This window comes from uncultured Sneathiella sp. (genome assembly GCF_963976355.1).
Classification (GTDB): domain Bacteria; phylum Pseudomonadota; class Alphaproteobacteria; order Sneathiellales; family Sneathiellaceae; genus Sneathiella.
In genome coordinates this window covers 687,086-709,503 of the sequence record NZ_CAXBKA010000001.1, presented here as the reverse complement: position 1 = coordinate 709,503, position 22,418 = coordinate 687,086, and the positions used below count along the sequence as shown (strand labels likewise).

22 protein-coding genes and 1 tRNA gene are annotated in these 22,418 nt (G+C 52.3%); 12 read left to right on the top strand and 11 right to left on the bottom strand.

Annotation, left to right across the window (positions count from 1 at the left end):
• Window positions 1-744: 744 nt before the first annotated feature.
• Window positions 745-821, bottom strand: a tRNA-Arg gene (locus AAC599_RS03430).
• Between the two features lie 275 nt (window positions 822-1,096).
• Here AAC599_RS03430 and AAC599_RS03425 point away from each other — a divergent pair.
• Window positions 1,097-2,239 carry a hypothetical protein gene (locus AAC599_RS03425; RefSeq protein WP_340148997.1) on the top strand — a complete coding sequence of 381 codons (1,143 nt, stop codon included), beginning with the start codon at window positions 1,097-1,099 and terminating at the stop codon, window positions 2,237-2,239.
• Window positions 2,240-2,335: 96 nt separating this feature from the next.
• Here AAC599_RS03425 and AAC599_RS03420 read toward each other — a convergent pair whose 3' ends face one another.
• Window positions 2,336-2,962 carry a HupE/UreJ family protein gene (locus AAC599_RS03420; RefSeq protein ID WP_340148996.1) on the bottom strand — a complete coding sequence of 209 codons (627 nt, stop codon included), beginning with the start codon at window positions 2,960-2,962 and terminating at the stop codon, window positions 2,336-2,338.
• A gap of 315 nt (window positions 2,963-3,277) precedes the next feature.
• Between AAC599_RS03420 and AAC599_RS03415 the strand changes: the two genes are divergently transcribed.
• Window positions 3,278-4,024 (top strand): glutathione peroxidase, encoded by a 747-nt coding sequence (locus tag AAC599_RS03415; protein WP_340148995.1) that lies wholly within the window; start codon window positions 3,278-3,280, stop codon window positions 4,022-4,024.
• 101 nt (window positions 4,025-4,125) lie between these two features.
• On the opposite strand, the gene AAC599_RS03410 is transcribed toward AAC599_RS03415, so the two are convergent.
• Window positions 4,126-5,604, bottom strand: a complete 1,479-nt coding sequence (locus AAC599_RS03410) for an ABC transporter substrate-binding protein (protein ID WP_340148994.1) — start codon at window positions 5,602-5,604, stop codon at window positions 4,126-4,128.
• 30 nt (window positions 5,605-5,634) lie between these two features.
• Window positions 5,635-6,621 carry a P1 family peptidase gene (locus AAC599_RS03405; RefSeq protein WP_340148993.1) on the bottom strand — a complete coding sequence of 329 codons (987 nt, stop codon included), beginning with the start codon at window positions 6,619-6,621 and terminating at the stop codon, window positions 5,635-5,637.
• Between the two features lie 103 nt (window positions 6,622-6,724).
• Here AAC599_RS03405 and ggt point away from each other — a divergent pair, with 103 nt between their 5' ends.
• Complete coding sequence (gene ggt, locus AAC599_RS03400) at window positions 6,725-8,440, top strand: gamma-glutamyltransferase (protein WP_340148992.1); 1,716 nt, start codon at window positions 6,725-6,727, stop codon at window positions 8,438-8,440.
• Window positions 8,441-8,457: 17 nt separating this feature from the next.
• Here the strand turns inward: ggt and AAC599_RS03395 are convergent, their stop codons facing one another.
• The 3 genes from AAC599_RS03395 to AAC599_RS03385 all read right to left on the bottom strand — a co-directional run bounded on the left by AAC599_RS03395 (window position 8,458) and on the right by AAC599_RS03385 (window position 11,176).
• Complete coding sequence (locus AAC599_RS03395) at window positions 8,458-9,231, bottom strand: methyltransferase domain-containing protein (protein WP_340148991.1); 774 nt, start codon at window positions 9,229-9,231, stop codon at window positions 8,458-8,460.
• A 95-nt stretch (window positions 9,232-9,326) separates the two neighbouring features.
• Window positions 9,327-9,680: a hypothetical protein gene (locus AAC599_RS03390; RefSeq protein ID WP_340148990.1), complete on the bottom strand. Its 354-nt coding sequence runs from the start codon at window positions 9,678-9,680 to the stop codon at window positions 9,327-9,329.
• Window positions 9,681-9,784: 104 nt separating this feature from the next.
• Window positions 9,785-11,176, bottom strand: coding sequence for a HAMP domain-containing sensor histidine kinase (locus tag AAC599_RS03385; RefSeq protein ID WP_340148989.1), 1,392 nt, complete (start codon window positions 11,174-11,176; stop codon window positions 9,785-9,787).
• A 113-nt stretch (window positions 11,177-11,289) separates the two neighbouring features.
• Here AAC599_RS03385 and AAC599_RS03380 point away from each other — a divergent pair, with 113 nt between their 5' ends.
• Window positions 11,290-11,601, top strand: a complete 312-nt coding sequence (locus tag AAC599_RS03380; RefSeq protein WP_340148988.1) for a hypothetical protein — start codon at window positions 11,290-11,292, stop codon at window positions 11,599-11,601.
• Between the two features lie 46 nt (window positions 11,602-11,647).
• Here AAC599_RS03380 and AAC599_RS03375 read toward each other — a convergent pair whose 3' ends face one another.
• Together AAC599_RS03375 and AAC599_RS03370 are read right to left on the bottom strand one after the other, a co-directional pair.
• Entirely contained in the window at window positions 11,648-13,078 is a 1,431-nt protein-coding gene (locus tag AAC599_RS03375) for an FAD-dependent oxidoreductase (RefSeq protein WP_340148987.1), read from the bottom strand.
• 18 nt (window positions 13,079-13,096) lie between these two features.
• Window positions 13,097-13,882 carry a VTT domain-containing protein gene (locus AAC599_RS03370; protein WP_340148986.1) on the bottom strand — a complete coding sequence of 262 codons (786 nt, stop codon included), beginning with the start codon at window positions 13,880-13,882 and terminating at the stop codon, window positions 13,097-13,099.
• 317 nt (window positions 13,883-14,199) lie between these two features.
• Between AAC599_RS03370 and rpmH the strand changes: the two genes are divergently transcribed.
• Genes rpmH through argB form a run of 6 tightly spaced genes read left to right on the top strand, consistent with a single transcriptional unit; the run spans window position 14,200 to window position 18,354 of the window.
• Window positions 14,200-14,334: a 50S ribosomal protein L34 gene (gene rpmH, locus AAC599_RS03365; RefSeq protein WP_161313830.1), complete on the top strand. Its 135-nt coding sequence runs from the start codon at window positions 14,200-14,202 to the stop codon at window positions 14,332-14,334.
• Between the two features lie 3 nt (window positions 14,335-14,337).
• Complete coding sequence (rnpA, locus tag AAC599_RS03360) at window positions 14,338-14,712, top strand: ribonuclease P protein component (RefSeq protein WP_340148985.1); 375 nt, start codon at window positions 14,338-14,340, stop codon at window positions 14,710-14,712.
• Window positions 14,709-14,999 carry a membrane protein insertion efficiency factor YidD gene (yidD, locus tag AAC599_RS03355; protein ID WP_340148984.1) on the top strand — a complete coding sequence of 97 codons (291 nt, stop codon included), beginning with the start codon at window positions 14,709-14,711 and terminating at the stop codon, window positions 14,997-14,999. The genes rnpA and yidD overlap by 4 nt, the downstream gene beginning before the upstream one ends.
• 18 nt (window positions 15,000-15,017) lie before the next feature.
• The gene (yidC, locus tag AAC599_RS03350; RefSeq protein WP_340148983.1) at window positions 15,018-16,757 is read left to right on the top strand and encodes a membrane protein insertase YidC; all 1,740 of its coding nucleotides are present in this window, start codon (window positions 15,018-15,020) and stop codon (window positions 16,755-16,757) included.
• 13 nt (window positions 16,758-16,770) lie between these two features.
• Window positions 16,771-17,436, top strand: coding sequence for a ribosome biogenesis GTP-binding protein YihA/YsxC (yihA, locus tag AAC599_RS03345; RefSeq protein WP_340148982.1), 666 nt, complete (start codon window positions 16,771-16,773; stop codon window positions 17,434-17,436).
• Between the two features lie 6 nt (window positions 17,437-17,442).
• The gene (gene argB / locus AAC599_RS03340) at window positions 17,443-18,354 is read left to right on the top strand and encodes an acetylglutamate kinase (RefSeq protein ID WP_340148981.1); all 912 of its coding nucleotides are present in this window, start codon (window positions 17,443-17,445) and stop codon (window positions 18,352-18,354) included.
• A gap of 3 nt (window positions 18,355-18,357) precedes the next feature.
• Here the strand turns inward: argB and AAC599_RS03335 are convergent, their stop codons facing one another.
• On the bottom strand, window positions 18,358-19,635 hold the full coding sequence (locus AAC599_RS03335) for a DUF2336 domain-containing protein (protein WP_340148980.1): 1,278 nt from the start codon (window positions 19,633-19,635) through the stop codon (window positions 18,358-18,360).
• A 133-nt stretch (window positions 19,636-19,768) separates the two neighbouring features.
• On the opposite strand from AAC599_RS03335, the gene AAC599_RS03330 reads away from it, so the two are divergent.
• Window positions 19,769-20,464 carry a pyrimidine 5'-nucleotidase gene (locus tag AAC599_RS03330; protein ID WP_340148979.1) on the top strand — a complete coding sequence of 232 codons (696 nt, stop codon included), beginning with the start codon at window positions 19,769-19,771 and terminating at the stop codon, window positions 20,462-20,464.
• A gap of 85 nt (window positions 20,465-20,549) precedes the next feature.
• A complete protein-coding gene (dapD, locus tag AAC599_RS03325) occupies window positions 20,550-21,395 on the top strand; it encodes a 2,3,4,5-tetrahydropyridine-2,6-dicarboxylate N-succinyltransferase (protein ID WP_340148978.1) in 846 nt (281 codons plus the stop codon).
• Window positions 21,396-21,415: 20 nt separating this feature from the next.
• Here dapD and AAC599_RS03320 read toward each other — a convergent pair whose 3' ends face one another.
• Window positions 21,416-22,312 (bottom strand): DMT family transporter, encoded by an 897-nt coding sequence (locus AAC599_RS03320; RefSeq protein WP_340148977.1) that lies wholly within the window; start codon window positions 22,310-22,312, stop codon window positions 21,416-21,418.
• Between the last annotated feature and the right edge of the window lie 106 nt (window positions 22,313-22,418).

Here is a 22,418-nt window from a genome sequence, read left to right as displayed (position 1 = left end):
GCTTGATTAGTTTTGAGACCTTCAACACGATCCAGCTGCGCCTCAATGGCAAAGCGCGTGTTCCTGCACGTAAAGACATTAACGCAGACTTCCCTTTAAGGGGCTTTGTTTTATGTGGTTGCTGTGGCAAGCCGCTTACTGCCAATTGGAGCAAAGGGAAGATAAAGCGTCATCCCTATTACCTCTGCCGGAATAAGGACTGTGAACTGAAGGGTAAGTCAATTCGCCGGGATCAGGTCGAACAGGAATTTGAAGATTTACTGAAATCCCTGCAGCCTTCGGAAGATTTATATAGCTTCGCCTCGTCATTGTTCCGTGATCTTTGGGACCACCGAGCAGAAAAGGAAAAAGAACGTAGCAGTTCCATGAAAGCAGAAGTATCTCGCATTGAACGGGACGCAGAGAAGACGATGGACCGCCTGATCAACGCTGAGAGTGATTCAGCTATTCGTGCATACGAAAAACGTCTTGGCGATCTGGATACGAAGAAACACCTCCTCAAAGAGAAAATCAGTAATTGTGGCAAGCCACTTCATACCTATGAAGAGACATTCAAACACTCCATGAACTTCCTCTCAAACCCTTGGAAAATATGGGAAAATGGAAGTATTGAATACCGTCAAACAGTGCTCAAACTTGCCTTTGCAGACCAGTTAGCTTATGACCGTGATAACGGCTTTCGAACACCGAAAGTGTCCTTACCTTTCAAGGTCTTAGAGGATATTTGCAGTGGAAATGAAGAGATGGCGCACCGGGGAAGATTCGAACTCCCGACCCCTAGATTCGTAGTCTAGTGCTCTATCCAGCTGAGCTACCGGTGCTTGTTGGTCAACTTTGGCTGTTGACGTTCGGGGACAATGTCACGACTGCCGCCCGCCTGAGGATCGGGAAATTAATCAAAAGGGGGGGGCATTGCAAGCGATTAAACCAGATTTCTGCAAAAAGTTGTTTCGAAATCGGTTCTTGTCGCCACGCTTTTCATTAGATACTATCTTGCACTGTTTTCCGGTTACAAAAACCGCTCGGTATGGTAAAGCCTTTTTGTTTCCCGCTGCCGGGTTCTTGCGCGCACAGAAATAAAGAGTGTTGTATAATCATGGTATTCAGCCTTACCCGCCCCATTGCACTAAGCGCCGTTTTGTTCGTCGCAAGCTGCTCTTTCGTCGATGAAACACTGCTGCCCCCGCTGACCGGAGATCCGGCACCTGCTAAGGCAGAGAAGACGGAGTTGTCCGCGGAGGATAAAGCCGCAATGGGCGTTGATCAGGCGGCAGCACAACCTGCGGCAACTCCGGCACCCGCCGCTGCTCCTGCGAGCCGCTTCACACTCCCTGAAGTAACCTCGGCGCCGAGCACGGGGACAGTGGTTGGCCAAAGGGTTGAAACACTCAGAGAGAATTTAAGAGCCTTGCAAACACGCGTAAACCAGAACAGCGCGCAGTTTGAGGAAATGGAAGATTCTACCACGGCGACATCGCAGCGTTACCACGGCACTATGGCCGCCATTAATGCACGCCTTCAGATTGGGACCACAAAGGGAAATCCCATACTGATCAGCCAATGGAATGAAGCGCAAGGTGATCTGGAAGAAATTGCGGCGGATGTATCCCGCATGAACAATCTTGCCAATTCAGTCGCGGGGGATGCCGGAGAAGTCGGATTTTTGCTCGAATCGGTGCAATCCGCATTTGAGCTGAGCGGGGCGATTGAGGAAGATCATCGCCAGCTGACCGTGCTCGAGGATGAGACCAGCCGGACGTCAGTTCTTACAAATCGCCTGCTGTCGCAGCTGACCAACGATATCAATCGCCAGACAGCCTATGTCGGCACAGAGCGGATGAACCTCACCAATACCTCCATCGCCATCAAGAATGGCGGCTTCCTCGGCACCAGCGCCGGAACACGGAATTATCTTGAAACAGCCAAGGCCGATACGGCGAGTAGCGAGCGTCAGGCATTGGTCATCATTCGTTTTGACCGCGAAGATGTCGCCTATGAGCAGGCACTATATGACGCCGTCAGCCAGGCAATGCTGGAGCGCCCGCAAGCAAATTTCGATATCGTCTCCATTGCACCACTGCAGGGAAATCTTGCGAGTAATCAGGCGACATCCGTGCGCAATGCGGAACGGGTTTTGCGCTCCCTCACAGATATGGGGATGCCCGCCTCCCGGGTTAATCTTTCAAGCACATCAAATGCGAATGTGGCATCAAACGAGGTGCATGTTTACGTGAGGTAAACGACTGCGCATCGAACATAGATATAAGAAAAGCGACGGTTTGATCCGTCGCTTTTTTGTTTTCCAAGCGTCACCGCAGCTAAGGCTCTCATCTCATCAAAAAAGCATGCTTTCGATATTTTCCAGAAAAAATGCAACCCCGATACCCGCAGCAACGGCCCCCGCCATACGCGGTTTTGTCGCGGCCATCTCAGAAGCGTGCCATACTCTCTCGACCATGAGACCGACGCCAATGGCAATGACATATTGAATAAAGGTAAAGCCTGCGAGGTAGGACACAAGCGGCGTCGCTTCGGCGCCAATGACCGCTTCTCCGTAGGCGCCACCATGAAAAATGCCGGCGATTGCAAAAATAACCAGATAGACAGCAGTCGGGATTTTCCGACCCGACATGACCAGTGCCCCCAGCAGAATGACGGAACCAGTAATGATCAGTTCGGCATAAGGCAATACCGTGCCGCTCGCGATCAAAAGGCATCCCGCCAACGTCCCGCCAATAAAGACGAGAGGGGCTGAATATTTTCTTTTCAGGAAGACCGCGGCAAGGCCGACCAGTACGATAAAGGCAAGATGGTCAATCCCGATTACGGGGTGGCCCAGTCCGGAGAGAAGGCCGTCCATGAAATTGTTGGGCGTCGTTCCGCCCATGGGATGATGGGCCATGGCCAAACTTGACCCAGACATCACAGCAAGCCCCGTCATCACGGCTAAAAAGTTTCGCATGCCCCTATTCCTCCATCGCATTCCCGGAACTAATAATAGCTATTGTTACAAAGCCCGTCATAGATTACATCGTATTTTCTCAATTTATTTATTTAACAAGTCTTTCATAAAATGGGCTTGGCATCATGGCGATAAATTTATCAACGACCTACCGCATAAACAGCAATAAAGTAGGCAGAAAATATTAGCCAAACCCGGGAAACCAATCCCTTTCGCCATTATATTAAAATAATTCTAAAAATTACTTGCATATAATAGGCCAGAGATTATATGAAGGTTGTCTTTAGAATTACAGAAACATTGGAGTTGATAGAGATGAAAAATATGGAAGGCCAGAAAGTCCCGAACGTCACCTTTAAGACCCGTGTTGGCGATAGCTGGCAGGATGTTACAACTGATGAGCTGTTCAAGGGCAAGAAGGTCGCTTTATTCGCTCTACCGGGAGCATTTACGCCGACATGCTCTTCTTCACATCTGCCGCGCTACAACGAACTCGCACCGACGTTGGCGAAATGCGGTATTGATGATGTGCTCTGCCTGTCGGTGAACGATACATTTGTCATGAATGAATGGAAAAAGGTTCAAAACGCGGAGAATATTACCTTTATTCCGGACGGTTGCGGCACCTTCTCAGAAGGAATGGGCATGCTCGTGGACAAGGAAAACCTCGGCTTTGGCAAGAGGTCATGGCGCTATTCCATGATTGTAGATGATGGCGTCGTCGAGAAAATGTTTATCGAGCCGGAAGTCGAAGGTGATCCGTTCGAGGTCTCCGACGCAGATACAATGCTTGAGTATCTCGATCCGTCAGCGCAGAAACCGCAGGCGATCACTGTCTTCACAAAACCCGGTTGCGGTCACTGCGCAAGAGCCAAATCCGCCCTTGACAAAGCAGGTCTCGGCTATGAGGAAATTGTCCTAGGAACGGACGCAACCATGCTCTCCCTGCGGGCAGTATCCGGTGCCTTAACGACCCCGCAGATCTTTATTGATGGCAAGAAAATCGGTGGCGCAGACGAATTGGAAAGTTATCTCGGTTCCGCACAGTCGGTAGCCGCGTAACTAGACTGATACTGCAAAGAAGGGTTTTTACCTTCTTCAAAAAAAGAAACCCGCTGGTGTGAGCCAGCGGGTTCTGCTTTTTCTATCGCCATGCGAGGGAATTAATCGCTCCAGGACATCCGTGCAACGTCTGTCGCGAAGAGCGGCAAATCCTGCCAGACGCCATTCAGCCCCTTACGAACAACCAGAATACGCGGAAACTGGAAAAGATATCCATTGACCGCGTCCTCTGCGAGAATCTTTTGAGCCGTCTGCAACAGCTCCGTCCGCTCCGCAGGTGTTGCCGCAGATTCAGCCGCCGCCACGACCTCGTTAAACTTCTCATTGTTATAGTTGAAGTAATAATTTTCGCGGGCGTAGATACCGATGTCCATGGGCTCTACATGAGCTACGATCGAGAGATCATAGTTTTTCTTCTTGTAAACCTCATCCAGCCATTTTGGCCAATCGACATTCTCGATATTGATCTTGAAGCCGGCTTTCTCAAGCTGAGAGGCGACGATCTGACCGCCCTGCCGCGCATAGTTGTCGACCGGCGGCAATTTCAGTGACAGTTCAAGCCCATCCGGATACCCCGCTTCCGCCAGCAGCTTTTTGGATAGTTCCGGATCATAAGGATAGGTATTCGTCAGATCGACATAATCCGGATGATGGGGCGCGAAATGCGATCCAATCGGTGTACCGTAACCGAACATGGCGCCGTCGATAATTTCCTGCCGGTTGATCGCATGGGCAATCGCCTGACGCACTTTCAGCTTTGAAAGAGCCTCATTGGCATTATTGGTGCTTAGGATAACCTCACCATTGGTATTTCCAACAATGACATTGAAATCCTCTTTGAGAGAGTCACTGGAAAGAAGCTCCGTCGGGATATCCGTTGCATCGACATCGCCGGACAACAAAGCGGCAAGACGCGCCGTTCCATCTCCGATGAAACGGATAGTAACATTTTTGATAGCGATGCTATCTTTATCCCGATAGGTATCGGCAGCAGAGAGCTTCAGGCTATCACCTTTCGTCCAGCTATCGAGTTTGTAGGGGCCGGTCCCAATAGGTTGCGTGGCGTTTGTCGCATCCGATGCCGGATCGACGATAACAGCCGTTGATTCGCCAAGTTGTTCCAACAGATCAGGGCGCCGTTCCTTGAGCTTGATAACGACGGTACTGGCATCCGGCGTTTCGATGCTTTCCATGACCTCAAATCGGTCTTTGCGCTTGTTCTGGCTGTTTTCCGCGGCATTGGCCTCGAAAGTATATTTGACATCCGAGCTGTCAAAGTCGGCGCCATCATGGAATTTAACGCCTTCCAGCAGTTTGAACGTATATGTCAGACCGTCATCACTGATTGTCCAGCTCTCCGCAAGAGCTGGCTGCACAGCGCCAGTTTCATCAATGCGGGTGAGGCCTTCATATACATTATACAGTGTGGTGAGCGAAATGGCCGCCGCAGCGCCCGTTCTCGGATCGAGCCCCGGGGGTTCCAGCCGCTGGGCGAAAGTTACGCTATCTTTCGCCGCCAAAGCCATTGTCGGGGCCAAGATGGCGCCAACAAGGGCTGTAGCAATAATTAATTTCTTCATTTGATTTGCTCCCTAGTAAAAAGCTTAATACTACGACAAATATCCCGGTATCCCGCCCAAACTTGTAGCGTTATAGACGGCCCGGGCAATGGACCTTGCGACACAATCCGAAGCCATCGCACCTATCATAGCAACACCCATTGGCCTTGCGCCCGACAGCTCTTTCTTCTCCGTCGATAATGCAAAAATACTATCGCCGTCGAATGGGGTATGTACAGGCCTAATTGCACGTGCCAGACCATCATGCGCCATAATGGCGACCCGCCGGGCTTCCGATTTAGTAAGCGCGACGTTCGTTGCGACAACACCAATGGTAGTATTTTCCGCAAGGCGGGACTCCATCGGCATATCGAGAGGGATGTCGGCGGTCAATTCAGGAGCGCCAAGCCCCCCAAATTCTCCTTGCTGTTCAAGGACCCACGCCCAGAAATGACGCGTTCCCGGAATAACAACGCTGCCAACCGGATTGACGGCAAAGATGGCGCCCACCTGTATGCCATCGTCGCTTACCAGTGACGCACTTCCAAGGCCGCCTTTCATACGACCGGCCGCTGCGCCATAACCAGCCCCGATATTTCCAAGAGGAAAGTCTTCCCGCACATTTTCGGCCGCCGCCATTCCAAGGTTGCGATAGGGCGGCATATCTCCCCAGTTCTTGTCACCCGCATTCGCAAGATCAAAAAGAATAGCCGATGGAATGATAGGGACATGTGTTCCCCTGACATTAAAACCGCGCCCCTGCTTTGCAAGCGCCATAATAGCGCCAGAGGCTGCCTCCAGCCCGAAGACTGATCCTCCGCTCAGGACTACTGCATCCACCCTTTCGACCAGGCAGTCGGGATTTAGTACTTCGGTCTCCCGTGTACCCGGGCCACCACCGCGAACATCAACCCCGGCAACCGCCGCCAGATCGGGAACAATCGCCGTTACACCGGTCATGGCCTCTACATCTTCGGCATTGCCTATTTTTATACCGTCGACATCTGTGATAAGATTTCTGGCGCCGGGTTTGTTCATGGGTACCAACTTTTGTTTTTACTTACGCAACGTTAGCCTTGGCCATGGCGAGGGTCAACTGATCTTCGTGCCCCACGCGGCGTCAATAAAGAAAGCCTGAAACATGTTCACTGCCCTGCCCTTCCTGAACCGATATTGCCTTCCCGTTCTGCTGATGATCCTGACATTCCTGTCCCACGGCGGACCGGCCCAAGCGCAGCAAGACGCAAAGTTCATGATTTCCGCAGCAAACCCGCTGGCTGCGGAAGCAGGGCGCGACATGCTTGCCCGGGGTGGCAGCGCGATTGACGCAGCCATTGCAACGCAGATGGTGCTGACCTTGGTCGAGCCGCAATCCTCCGGCATCGGCGGCGGGGCATTCCTGCTGTATTTTGACAACGAGACGAAGCAACTCGAAACCTATGATGGCCGGGAAACGGCCCCTGCCGCGATAGAGGAAACTCATTTCCTGAAGACGGATGGCAGCAAGAAAGATTTCTATGAGGCTGTTGTCGGCGGCGGATCGGTAGGTGTCCCGGGCGTCATTGCAATGATGGCAAAAGCCCATAAAGATCATGGTATCCTGCCGTGGAAGGATCTTTTTACGCCTGCCATTACGCATGCGACAGAGGGATTCCTGATTTCGCCGCGCCTCCACTATCTTCTGGACCGCGACAAATATTTGAAAACCAAATCTACCGCCGCAGCTTACTTTTACGAAGCCGACGGATCGGCAAAAGCAGCCGGGACCCGGCTTAAAAGTCCGGCTTTGGCAAAAACATTGATGCATATTGCGAATGAAGGACCAGACGCTTTCTATAAAGGAGCACTTGCCGAGGACATAGTCCAAACGGTACGCAGCGACAACGGCAATCCCGGCGTCATGTCTATGACCGATATGGCAAATTATAAGGCGGTCAAGCGGGAACCGGTATGCGCCCCATATCGGGCGCATAAAGTGTGCGGGATGGGTCCGCCCACCTCAGGCGGTATTACGTTATTACAGACACTGCGAATACTTGAGAACTGGGATGTTCCTACACTTAAACCGGGAAGTGCCAAGGCGATCGACCTCATCGCGCAGGCAAGTGCGCTTGCCTTTGCAGACCGGGAGAAATATCTCGCGGATGGGGACTTTATTGATATTCCAATCAATGACTTATTAAGTCCTGAATATACAAAGAGCCGGTCGAATCTGATCACACTGCGCGAATCACAGTTGCCATTCAAGCCCGGCACGCCGCAGCAGAAGCAGGGATCGCTCGGACTTGATAATGCCATCGAGCTTCCGTCCACCAGCCATTTCAGCATTCTGGACAGTGCCGGAAATGCGGTATCGATGACGGCATCGGTTGAAAATGTATTCGGGTCCCGGTTGATGGTCGGCGGCTTTATCCTCAACAACCAGCTGACAGATTTTTCCTTTACCCCGGAAACAGAGGACGGCCCGATTGCCAATCGTGTTCAGCCGAACAAGCGCCCCCGCAGTTCCATGTCGCCAACAATGGTGTTCGATGGAGAGGGTAATTTAAAGATGGCGATCGGCTCGCCTGGTGGCAGCCGGATCATCGGCTATGTTCTAAAGACGGTGATCGCCGCGCTTGACTGGCAAATGGGAATGCAGGAGGCCATTGATTTTCCGCATTTCGTCAACCGGAACGGAGCCGTTGATCTTGAAGTGGATACAGCCATTGCGGATCATCAAGAAACACTGGAGGAAATGGGATACAAGGTAAATGTCCGCAACCTTAACAGCGGCCTGCATGGCGTCCTGTTGACACCGGAAGGTTTGGAGGGAGGCGCAGACCCCAGGCGGGAAGGTGTCGTCCTCTCACAATAAGGGCCTGATCAGCAGCCTTAATCCTCAGCCAATTGCACGACAATGAAAAGCCGGGAAAAGGGATACAGGGTCGATCCATCCCGGCGGACCGGATATGCCTCCAGCAGACGCTCGGCATACTGACTTTCGAAGGCATCAACATCGTCCCCGTCAAGCGCGGCAAAAAATGGCCTAAGAGCCGTGCCCCGTGTCCATTCAAGAACTGCGTCCTTGCCATTGAGCACCTGAAAATAGGTTGTTTCCCAGATATTGATTTTTTCAACCAATGGCGAGAGCAAATCAAAATACCAGTTGATATTATGAACCGGTGCGGGCCGGACGAGCGAGCCCAAACGGTCAATCCATTCCGCGGACTGCGCAAGGTCGTATAGTGTTTCATGGGACGGGGCAGAAAAATTATTCGGCATCTGGACCGCCATAATGCCGCCCGGACGGAGCTGCTTAAGAAGCTTTGGAAACAGCTTTTCATGATCATCCAGCCAATGCAGCGCCGCGTTGCTGAAAATCAGGTTTCCCTTGCTCGTGGGAGAGAAATCAGCTATATCCCCAATCTTCCACTCAATGGACGGGTGATCCCGTTTTGCCTTGGCGAGCATATCCTCTGAATTGTCAATACCGGTGACAACTGCCTCATTCCAATGCTGCGACAAGATTGCGGTCACATTGCCGGTCCCACATCCCAAATCATAAATCACAGATGGCGCATGCAATGGGACCTGAGACAGAAGGTCGATGGCCGGACGCAGCCGGTGATCGGTAAAAAGAGAATATTGTTCAGGGTTCCATGTCATCGCCAGCCGTGCCTCCTTACCGGGTTATTATGACAAGGTAGCAACTTTATCCGGTAAATAAACAGACCATTTTGAGAAACCCGGATACGGGCGGGTTATTCCTTAATCATCGGGTCAGTATTAACAGATTGAACAGGAACCTCACCAATCGTCGCGTCGGGATTCCCGATTGACGAAGCCAGGGCCGGCACCTTCCTGACGCGCACGGAACGTCCCGTGTTGTAGGGGTTTTCCTCTGCATAGCAATTAACAGAGCCAAGCGTCCTGTAGCAGTAGACCTCAGGCTGCACATGAACTTCCTGTTCAGTCATGCAAAAATCATTTCCGCTTGAAAGGTTGGTGAAGGAGCAGGACTCGCCGAACAAGCCCGCGACTTTCCGGTCAACTTTCTTGAACACATCACTGGAACAGCCGCCCATCACAAGGGCAGCTCCAAAGAGAAGGCTCATCGTCAAACACCGCATTTCCCGCATGCAGATCATCCTGATTTACTGTCACCCCGAACGGATGGATTACCGGGATGAAAAGTAACGGATAGACAGTTTAAATAGCGTTAATCGGGCATTTCTATGCAGAAGACTGTTCCCGAGGCTCCCGTCCGTTCGAGTGTGATACGCCCCCCATGAGCGACAATCAACTCGCGGGAGATCGACAAGCCGAGGCCCGTCCCTTCCGCCCTCGCGGAGCCTGAAAATGGTTCAAAAAGATGCTCCTTGGCTTTCACGGGGAGCCCCGGTCCGCTGTCGCAAATGCGGATGAGGGTCCGCGTGCCAGCGCGCATGGCATGAATCTCGATTGTTCCCTCCCCCTCCATTGCCTGTACGGCATTGCGGGAAAGGTTCAGCAATATCCGGTAGAACTGATCACGATCCGCATTGAGCATGAGCCCCGCCGGAATACGATTCTGCCAGCTAATGCCATTGTTCTCTCTCAACCCGACGGAGGTCTTAACTTCATTCACCAGCGGCTCCAGAAGAAAGCGTTCCTTTTTGGGCTCCCGCTCATCCGCCCGTCCATATTTGAGCGTTTGTGTACACAGGTCGATCGCGCGATCGATACTGGTCATCAGCCGCGGCACAATTTTTTGCACCTTCGGGTCTTTTATCTCGGAAAGGCTGTCACTCACGATTTGTGAAGTAGAGAGAATGTTACGCAAATCGTGACTGATCTTGGTGACGGCAATTCCAAGGGCGACCAGATGCTGCTTCTGTGTCAGGGCTGAACGAAGGCGCGTCTGCATAATTTCAAGTTCCCGCTCGGCGACACCGATTTCGTCGCGCCGCCGCGACGGGACAAGCGCGGTACTGACGTCTTCCGGCGCCCGGCGGAAGGCGATCATACTCTCACTCAAGCGCCGCATCGGGCGCACCATTAACCAATGCAGCGCCAGATAGACGAGTAATGCCGTCAGCGTGGAAATTATCAGGGAGAGCCAGAAAATGTTCCAGGCATAGTCATACATGGCGTCAATCAAAGGCGCTTCATCAATGACCACTTCAAGCGATGAGTTCGGCTCATTCTCAATCGGACTGATGATACGGATGATCCGGTCAGGCCCCACCATCAGGCTCATGAAGGCATGTTCGATCAGCAGCGCCGGATTCTGGTCCGCGAGGTTGAATTCCGCATCAATGCTGTGAGGCATTTGCTCATTCAGGATCAACAGCCGGGAGTTTGCCCCATGCAGGACGACACTGCGCGCACCCACCCGAAACAGCAATTCCTCCCGGAGTTCATCGGATACCATGTTGTCCGGCGATGCCAGAAGAGAGAGGGTGGCCAAATGGGCAAACTCCGTCTTCTTAACCAGATAGTTCAACCGGAAAAAGGCAACGGACGGAACGAAAATAAGAACTTCCGCCAGCATGACAAAAAGAAGCGTCAGTATCAGCAATCTTGCCGATAGACTTCGAAAGGGCGCGACCATTTTTCCAATAAGAGCCATATGTTAGAATAGATCAAAAAAACGGGCCGGTATCAACTTAATGATACCCACCCGCTTTTCAAATTTGGCGCCCGTGACGCCAGATCCGTTTATGCTCCGATTATCAGCTTTTCTTGGCTGCGCAGGGATTTGCCTTGCAAGGGTTGCAGGGATTACAGGTCTTTTTGGCCGCACATGGATTACAGGGATTGCATGCCTTTTTGGCCGCACATGGGTTACACGGGTTGCATGCCTTCTTTGCCGCGCAGGCATTACAGGCTTTCTTCGGGGCGCAAGACGCGACAGCACCCGGAATGACGGCAGTTGACGCCATTGAGGCAATCGCCGCAGCCGTTAAAACTTCCTTGAACATGATTCTCTCCTGTTTTGACTTGTTGACTTCCAAAAGCAATCGATTGCTTCAGGGGAGAATGCGCTTGAATTGAGCAAAATCCGAATCAACTGCGATAACGAACGCGTTATCGTTTCGTGTTAGCCAAAGACAGAGAGAAACTTGACAATCGCCCGGGTTCTGGAACTGAAGAGGCTCGGTGTGTAATAGCTTCCCGCGACCCGCTTGCTTATCTCGCCGTAAGTCGGATAGGGCGCGATATAGCTCGCCATGGCGCCGATTTTCAGCTTCCCCGAGATAGCGAGGCCCCAGGGATGGATCAATTCCCCGGCATGAGGGCCGACTATCCCCGCGCCCAGTATTTGCCCTTTGCCTGTTGTGATCGCCTTGATCATGCCGCCAGTTTGGCGCTCGGCCCGGGCGCGATCAACATCCGAGAACGGAAATGTGAGAACCTTGATCTTGTCCCCATATTGCTCCCGCGCCGCCGCCTCATTCAGGCCGACATTGGCAAGCTCAGGATCCGTAAAGGTTACCCAGGGTACAGCGCTGTAATTTACCTTTGCCGGCAATCGGAACAACGCATTCCGGATAAAGATTCCCGCATGATAATTGGCGACATGGGTGAATTGATAGCCCCCCGCGACATCGCCGATGGCGGATATCTTCTTGTTTGACGTGCGAAGCCTGGAATCAACCGTAATGCCTTTTGGTGTATACTCAACACCGGCCGCCTCAAGGTTGAGATTCTCCACATTCGCCTTGCGACCCGCCGCCACCAGCAAATGAGATCCCGTCAGTTTCTCTGCTATCTCTCCTTCATCCAGAGAGACTTGATAGGTCCCCGCCTCATCCTTCATGACATTCGCGATTTTAACATTTTCTCGAATATCGATGCCGTCGCGGCTGAGTTCTGCTAGAACAATTTTGCTTAAATCAGGATCATCCCGCCCGAATGCCTTGAATGCCTCAAGCACGGTGACACGGGAGCCCAGCCGGGCGTGTGCCTGCGCCATTTCAAGACCGATTGGTCCGCCGCCGATAATAATCAGATGATCCGGCTTTATGCGATTCTCGAATATTGTTTCATTGGTGAGATAGCCCGCTTCCTCCAGCCCCGGGATAGGCGGTGCCGTGGCGCGGGATCCGGTTGCAATGACAAAACGCCGCGCTTTAACACGGACATCATTGACCTCCAACTCAAATTCCGAGATAAAATGTCCAAATCCTTGCAGTACCTCAACGCCAAGTCCTTCAAACCGCTCCACCGAATCATGCGGCGCGATTGAGGCAATTACATCCCGCACATGATCCATGACTTTCGGGAAATCGGCTTCCGGCACGGCACCGCTGACACCAAAGTCCGCAGCATCTTTCAAACTCGTTGCTTTTTTTGCGGCGGCTAAGAGCGCCTTTGACGGGACACATCCGTAGTTGAGGCAATCCCCCCCCATCTTACCACCTTCGACAAGGACGGTCTTCGCCCCCATCTGGCTTGCCCCCGCCGCAACGGAAAGGCCGCCGGACCCGCCCCCGATGACACAAATGTCCGTCTTTATCTGTTTTACCATTCGGCGAATTCCTGTTCGTTATGTCTTTTGCCTGCGAAGCTTCTTTATAACAACTGGCAGAAGGGCAATGGCCCCCAATGCGCAGAAGGAGAGAATGATCTCCGGCGTCACCAGGGATGTTATCTGGAAATCAAGCATGCAATCGGTTCGACCAGAATCGACACATGCCCGGTAAACGGCCTGTTGCTCCCGGATAATACTGTCCAGTCCACCTCCGAGATAGGCGAAAACGAATGTCCCCGGAATAATACCGATTACCGTGCCAACAATAAAGGTGCGAAGCTTTACACCAAGAAAGGCCGGGGCGATATTGACCAGCCAGAAGGGGAATATGGGAACCAACCTAAGAAACAGAAGATAATTGAGCGCATTCTCAGCGAATCCCGCCTCCAGCTTTTTCAGAGCAGGGCCCGCCTTCTTTCGCAAAGGCTCCCCCAGCGACGTCGCAGCGATCACGAATAGAAGGGTGCCGCCAACAGTTGCGGCAAACACCGTCATGAACCCGGCCGCCAGCCACCCGAACAAGAAGCCGCCGGTCACCGTCATCAGCAGCCCTCCCGGAAGGGACAACGCCACAACGACAATATAGAGCCCTACATAAAGTAGGCCCGCCACAACGTAGTTGTCCGTCACAAAATTTATCAGCCGGTCCCGGTTTTCACTCAACGCCCGGAACGTCAGATATTCATCCAGGCCGAAGATAAAAAATGCACCGATTGCTAACAGAATAAATAGAATTGGGATCAGTTTTCTTACCGAAACCCCTTTTCCAGTCGCCTGTTTTTGGTCAGCTGACTTATTCATTGATGATTCGACCTTTGCCTGCGATGCTGGCTTCCATTTGTCCGAACCTAGCACAGACCGCGTCCCTGCGACAAAATGAAGCGTACAATGGCATATCCCTTTGACATGCTGTTTCAACAATAAAACTTATCGAAACTTATGGATCATCGATAGTTTCGAAAGCCCCTTTCACCCAAAAGTGAGCCGAAGTGAACCCCCGTCTGCCGGAAACCGTCAAAATTCATCTCCTGCATTGACTTCATGTGGGAGAAACCTTATACAGCGGGGCTTGTTTTCCCTTCGCGCGACGAGGCGCGGATGATCGACGGAGAAGTCTCTTGAAACGTACATATCAGCCGAGCAAACTTGTTCGCGCACGCCGCCATGGTTTTCGTGCCCGCCGGGCAACTGTCGGCGGTCGCCGGGTTCTTGCCAACCGCCGCTCCAAAGGCCGCAAGAGCCTTTCAGCTTAATCAATGCCGGTCGGCGTCGAACGACTGAAAAAACGCGCGGATTTTCTCCGCGTGGCGTCTGTTCGTCGCAAATGGGCCGCACCTGGAATGGTGCTGCAAGCCGCACGGCATCCTGACCCTCTGGGCACCGATGGTGTCCGCGTCGGGTTTACCGTGACAAAAAAGGTCGGGAACGCAGTTGTTCGCAACCGTATCAAGCGGCGCCTGCGGGCCGTTGCTCAGGAAGTCATTCCTGAATACGCCGATAATGGTTGGGATTTGGTTCTGATCGGACGCAACGCGACCAGGCTCCGGAAATATGACGACCTGCTGCAGGATCTTCGCAAGTCACTTGGCAAGGTCGGCGCGCGTTCGAATGAGCAAGGAGGGAGCAAATGATAAAGGCTCTTCTGATAGCTTTGATGAGTGCCCCGATCAGAGTATATCGCTATTTTATCTCTCCCTTGATTCCGGCAAACTGCCGCTACTATCCCAGCTGTTCATCCTATGCTATTGAGGCTCTTGCTGTTCACGGTCCTGTCAAGGGAAGTTGGCTGACATTGCGCCGTTTGGGCCGATGCCATCCGCTTGGCGGCGAAGGGTTTGATCCGGTACCGCATAAACATAAACATGAAAATTGTCACCATGGCGCGCGAGCCAATCTCCGTCGCGCCAGCATTGATTAAAACGTTAGGGCTGTAATAATGTCAGATCAGAAAAACCTGATCATTGCGATCGTTCTTTGTTTCCTGATTATCTTCGGGTTTCAGTACTTCGTTGAAAGTCCGCAAATAGAGCAACAGCAGCAACAATCGGCAACCTCCGCTGACGAAGCATCATCCCAGGTTCCAGCAGCCGCCGAGGGAGCGCGCATACCAGCCGCGCCTGGCTCAGCCGAACAGGATTCGCTGACCCGTGCACAAAGCCTTGAGAAGGCGGAGCGCGTCAGAATTAACACGCCGGCGCTTCATGGCTCGATTTCTCTGACGGGTGCGCGAATGGACGATCTGACACTGATCGATTATCGCGAGACAATTGATCCAAACAGCCCGGAAATCAAATTACTGTCACCGGCAGGAAGCCCGCGCCCCTACTATGCGGAATTCGGCTGGAGCCCCGCGCCCGGAGCCAGCATCAATCTTCCGAATTCACTAACGATCTGGAGTACAGACGCGACCGAGCTTACACCGGAAAAGCCGCTCAAATTGACCTGGGATAACGGCGACGGCCTGATTTTCCATCGGACAATCTCGATTGATGAACATTATATGTTTTCAATCGAACAGATGATTGAAAACAACACCGGTGAACCGGTTACGCTTTATCCTTACGGCCTTATATCCCGTCATGGAACGCCCGAAACGACGAACTTCTACATCCTTCATGAAGGACCGATTGGTGTTCTGAACGATACGCTTGAAGAGATTGATTACGATGATCTTCAGGAAGGTAAGGGCCAGAATTTCAGCTCCACCGGCGGCTGGCTAGGGATTACAGACAAGTTCTGGCTGACAGCGCTTGTTCCGGATCAGAATACGAACATCAAGGCACGCTTTTCCTACGCTCAGAAAGGCGCCCGCTATCAGACGGATTTCCTGAACCAGGAGGGCATTAACGTCCCAAATGGGGAAACTGTCGGTATTACCAACCATCTCTTTGCCGGCGCGAAGGTCGTTGAGGTCCTGGATACTTATGAAGAAGAATACAAGATCAGCCGTTTCGATCTCGCGATTGACTGGGGATGGTTCTACTTCCTGACGAAACCAATCTACTTCGCTCTGGAATTTCTCAACAGCTGGATCGGGAATCTCGGTCTCGCTATCATGGCGTTGACCGTCATTATCAAGACAATCCTGTTGCCCCTTGCGCATAAGTCATACGTCTCAATGAGCAAGATGAAGCGCCTGCAGCCGGAAATGGTCAAGCTCCGCGAGAAGTACGGCGACGATAAGCAAAAGCTCAATCAGGAGATGATGGCGCTTTACAAACGGGAGAAAGCCAACCCGGCGGCGGGTTGTTTGCCTATTCTGCTGCAAATTCCCATTTTCTTTGCGCTGTACAAGGTTCTGTTCGTTACACTTCTGATGCGGCATCAGCCTTTCTATGGCTACATCAAGGATTTGTCGGCACCGGATCCGACAACTGTCTTTAATCTATTCGGGCTTATTCCCTGGGATCCGCCACAGGTCCTGATGGTTGGCTTCTTGCCACTTTTGATGGGCCTAAGCATGTTTTTACAACAAAAGCTCAACCCGCAGCCCGCGGATCCGGTACAGGCGAAAATCTTCCTGTTCATGCCCATTTTCTTCACGTACCTGCTGGCCAGTTTCCCGGCCGGTTTGGTGATATACTGGACATGGAACAATATTCTCAGCATGGCCCAGCAATGGCTGATTATGAAGCGTATGGGTGTTTCCGTAACTCATCCCGGTGAGAAAAGCTGAAACGGTCGCACCCATGACAAGCGGGACGGAACCGAACAGCGATGACATCTCTGCAGAACGCATCGAGGCCGGGCGGCACCTTTTCGCACAGGAATGCAAGTTCGTCGCCGGCGCCGCGAAAGAGGAAATGCTACCGGAGCTCGATCTGACGGAAGTTGCCTTCGCCGGTCGTTCAAATGTCGGAAAATCCAGCCTGATCAATGCGCTGACCAACCGAAACACTCTTGCGCGCACCTCCAACACTCCGGGGCGCACCCAGCAGATCAATTTCTTTGAACTCGGCGGGCGCATGCATCTGGTCGATCTTCCGGGTCATGGCTATGCCAAGGCCTCCAAGGAAAAAATCGATATCTGGACAGACTTGGTGAACAGCTATCTGAGGGGCCGCTCGACCTTGCGTAGGGTCCTGCTTCTGGTTGATGCACGACATGGCCTTAAGGTGACAGACCGGGAAGTCATGGACATGCTGGATGTCGCCGCCGTCAGCTATCAGATCATTCTGACAAAGGTTGACAAAAGCAATCAAAGTGACGTGAAATCGCTTACACAAAAAATAGAATTGGAACTCGCAAAGCGTCCGGCGGCCCATCCGGAAATTATGCTCACCAGTTCCATAAAAGGGATCGGGATCGAGGAACTCCGGGCAGAGCTGGCCGCGATGGCAGAAGAGATTGGGTAAAGAAATATGAGTGATAAACCCCTGACTGTCGAGGAACAGCTTGCAAAAGCGCGGACCCTGTCCGAGGCCCTGCCCTATATGCATCGGTTTAGCGGGCAGACATTCGTTATCAAATATGGCGGCCATGCCATGGGCGATGAAAAGCTGTCACAGGATTTCGCGCGAGACGTTGCCCTGATGAAGCAGGTCGGAATCAACCCGGTCATTGTCCATGGCGGCGGCCCCCAGATTGGCAGCATGCTGGAACGGCTGAAAATCAAAAGCTCCTTCATCGACGGCCTACGAGTAACAGACAAGGAAACGGTGGAAATCGCCGAGATGGTCCTGTCGGGTTCTCTCAACAAAAAAATCGTCACCTCTATTAATTCCGCCGGGGGGCTCGCAATCGGACTTTCCGGCAAAGACGGCAATTTGATCGAGGCACAGAAGCTGACCCGGACAAAGCGTGATCCGGACAGTAATATCGAGCGGATTCTTGATCTGGGATTTGTCGGCGAACCATCCCACATCAATCCGGAGATTCTGGAAAGCTTCGAAGAGAACAATCTGATCCCGGTTATCGCCCCCATCGGCGTTGGCGCAAACGGGCAAACGTTCAACATCAATGCGGATACAGCGGCCGGGCATATCGCCGCTGCGATCGGGGCCTCCAAACTGATCATGATGACGGATGTGGAAGGCGTTCTGGACAAGAACAAGAAGCTGATCAACCGCCTCAGTCCTGCGGAAGTCAAGAAACTGCAAAAAGATGGTACTATTGCCGGCGGCATGATTCCGAAGCTGGAAACCTGCCTTTTCGCCCTTGAAGAAGGGGTCGATGCCGCCACCATTCTGGATGGCCGCATTCCACATGTGTTGTTGCTTGAAACCTTTACCGAACATGGTGTCGGCACCATGATCACGGATGAGCAGATCTAGACCCTAGCTTTCGTAGAAAGACAACTGCCAGTCCATTTCCTCTTCTGTAAAGGGATATTCAATGCCATTTCGGGCGTTGACGATTTCCCTGCGGGGAACTTGGGCGATAACGGTCTGAATCTTGAAGGCCAAGCGCATCGATAACCCCGCCTTCCAGCAAAGCGAGGTAACAACCTTGCCATTGCGCGATGCCAACATCGCTTTCACCCGTTTCTGGCTGTACTTGCAAAGCAGCGACAATGCGGTGGCAACAAAGTCCTGATCCTTGAGATCAACAGCATCTGCCACCTTCTCTTCATTCAGCGCCCCGTCTGCGAACAACCTCTCTGCAAAGGTTTTGCCGGACTCTTCTGGCTGTTCCGAGAATGTCTTAGTTTGATCGATCCGTCTGCGGATAATACTTTTTAGCTCTTTCTCCGTTGCTGCGGGAAGGTTGTGGCGGCTTACCAGCTTTTCAACGAGTGACGCCCCGACGAAACCGGCAATTCGCCGTATCGCCCGGAGCGAGAGATTTAGACGCATTGCAAGCGGTTCATGAAGTGGTTCAATCCCCTCTGCCTGATCCATTATCTCGTCCAGAGTTTCCTCCCGGATTTTGGCCGACGGATTTGCCAGCAGAGCCGATACCGCAGGCACTTCCAGCTGTGCGACAACCGCCCCGGAAACATCTTCGCCTATCCCCTGACGCCGTGCAATTGCAGGCAGTGCGCCGGCGGCAATCCCGCTTGCCATAATCTCCAGCAAATCGTTATCCGATAGCAGCGGCGAGTATTCCAAAATCGGGCTTGAGACAATTTCCTCGATATCCTGCGCGAGCGTCATCACAATGTTCTTTGGCGCATCGATGCTGTCCTTGAGACTTTCGGAGATTATAGCCCTTACTGCCGCCTCCTGGTCGCGCGCAAGTATATTGAGTACCTCAATCGTTTTCTCAAGAAGTATGGCCGTTTGCTCGCCTGACAGGTCTGGCAATAGGCGGCAAATTTTCCGCGCAAGCTCCATACGGACATCGTCTTCGTCATCCTGCGCCAGGATCAAGTTGGCCTTGACCGGAGTACAGGGGTTGATGGCGAGATTCCTTCGAACAATACCGGATTCGTCATCTGTCAGGTAATAGAGTATTTCCGGTTCTGCGTCTTCCCGCGCGGCAAGATCAGCGCGCACGGCAACGTCCGTGCTCAAGGCACGCGCCTTGTTGTCTTCATAGCTCGCAGAAGCGGGCTTTTTTGGCTTGGCTTGCACGTTCACAGGCCCGGCCTCCGCTGCTGTATCATTACCCATCTCATAATTCGCGACTATAATAACTTTTGCTTAACGGGGCCTTAAAGACATTGTCCGGGCTCTCGGCAATGAATTTGTTCCAGATGCCAGATTAGGGCTTGTCGCCAATGACAAAGGACGGCAAAGTCTTCTCATGACAAAACTTCCCCTCTGGAAAAATTTCGAGCATATTGACTGCTGGATTTTCGATCTCGACAACACGCTCTATCCCTCAAAATCCAACCTTTTCGCAAAAATCGATGTGAAGATGGGAGAGTTCATCTCAGAGTTCCTCAATGTCGATCTCGTTGAAGCAAAGAACGTGCAGAAACAATATTTCAATGAACATGGCACAACACTTAACGGGTTGATGCAAAATCATGATATCGATCCAACGGATTTCCTGACCTATGTTCATGATATTGATGTCTCCGATCTGGCGGCCTCACCGGAACTGGGTTCCGCGCTTGAACAATTACCGGGGCGGAAAATCATCTTCACCAATGGCTCACATTATCACGCCACGAATGTGTCTTCCCAGCTCGGAATCGATCATCATTTCGAGCATATATTCGATATCGTAGCGGCGGATTACAAACCAAAGCCACACAAGCCGGTTTATGAGAAACTTGTACTGGAGCTTGATATCAATCCGGAAAAAGCGGTTCTGTTTGAAGATATGGCCATCAATCTTGCTCCAGCTCATGACATGGGAATGACAACCGTCTGGATACCGAACGATGCCCATTGGTCAACCGCAGGCGCGGCGGGAGACCATATCCATTACCAGACGGATGATCTGGCACGATGGCTGACCGAGCTGCTTGCGGACCGAAATAACATCATATGAAAAATCCCATTTCGGCTAATTGACTTCTGCCGGAGGGCGGGTATGTTCTCGCGAACGAATATTAACCAGAATTCAGGAATAAGCCATGACATTAGCCGAACTGCAACCGGTCGTTGACGCCGCCTGGGACAACAGGGACAAGATTTCCACTACCACGACAGGAGAGGTGCGCGACGCCGTCGAAGCAACCCTGAATGCCCTCGATAATGGTGAGCTAAGGATTGCTGAGAAGGGAAGTGACGGCTGGGTTGTCAATCAGTGGGCGAAAAAGGCCGTGCTGCTCTCCTTCCGTCTCAATGACATGGAAATGATCTCCGGTGGCCCCGGCGGCAATTCTCACTGGTGGGACAAAGTGCCGAGCAAGTTTGAAGGCTGGGGTGATAACAGGTTCCGTGAAGCCGGTTTTCGCGCCGTACCTAACTGTGTTGTCCGCAAGAGTGCCTATATCGCCCCCGGGGCTGTGCTGATGCCAAGCTTTGTCAATCTCGGCGCCTATGTGGACAGCGGCACGATGGTTGATACCTGGGTGACCGTCGGCTCCTGCGCCCAGATCGGCAAGAATGTTCATCTGTCCGGCGGCGTGGGTATTGGCGGCGTCCTGGAGCCGCTTCAGGCCGATCCGGTTATCATTGAGGACAACTGTTTCATCGGCGCCCGGTCCGAGATCGTCGAAGGGGTGATCGTCGAAGAAGGCTCTGTTCTTTCAATGGGTGTCTTCATTAGTGCTTCGACAAAGATCGTCGATCGCAACACCGGTGAAGTTCATATTGGCCGCGTCCCGGCCTATTCCGTTGTCGTGCCGGGCAGCCTGCCGGGGAAAGCGCTTCCTGACGGATCTCCCGGACCGAGCCTCTATTGCGCCGTCATTGTAAAAACCGTCGATGAGCAGACGAGGTCAAAAACGTCCATCAATGAACTTTTGCGCGATTGATGAATTCTGAACCGGCGGGGCTATCCCTGCCGGTCTGTTCCGTGCTTTAAATTTTCGCGGTAAATCATATACAGCCCGCTTCCGGCGATGATGACAACGCCGATCCAGACGTTGACCGCCGGAAAATCGCCAAAAACGAAAAAGCCGAGCAACACGGCCCAAAGCAGCCCTGTATATTCAAAGGGAGCAATCACACCGACTTCTCCCGATGCGAATGACTTGATCAGACAAATATTCCCGGCGAGAGACAAGAGCGCCATCAAGACGACAAGCCCGATGTCCTGAAGCGGCATTGGCTCCCATGTAAACAGCGCCATGGCGCCTGTAATGAGCATAAGTCCGACATTGCTGTAGAAGATAATTGTAAAAGTCGTTTCGGTCCGGCTTAGAACACGTCCCGTCAGCATGATACCGCAATAGCAGAGACTTCCGCCAAGAACCATGAATGCTTCGATCTCCAACAGTCCCGAGGTCGGCTGCATGACGAACAAAACCCCCATGAAACCGACGACGATAGCGCTCCAGCGATGGATGCCGACCTTCTCCTTAAACAGCGGAACCGAAAGTGCCGTCATCACAAAGGGGGAGACGAAGAAAATCACCGTCGCATCCGCGAGTGGCAGCTTTTTCAGCGACAGGAAAAACAGCAGTGGCGCCAGCACCCCCAAAACAATTCGAAGTGCATGGCCCTTATATTGCCGCGTCCTGATGGATCCCAGTCCACCATGGGTAAAAAGCCAGAAACATAAAGCCGGCATCAGAACAAGGCCACGAATTGCCAGTATCTGAAGAACGGAGTAATCGGCCTCGACAAGCAGCTTCGCCACGGCGTCCATCGTGCTCATGAAGAAGATGGCGACAACTATGAACAGAATCGCCCGAATATTTCTGGAATTTATGGCCGTGTCGGGCAACATCTTGTTTCTCTCTTTTTTGTCCGGCTGTCTTATCCCGAGAATCATGAAACCGCAACAAGAGATCATATATATTTAGAACCAGCGTAACCTTCCCCATTGACCATTG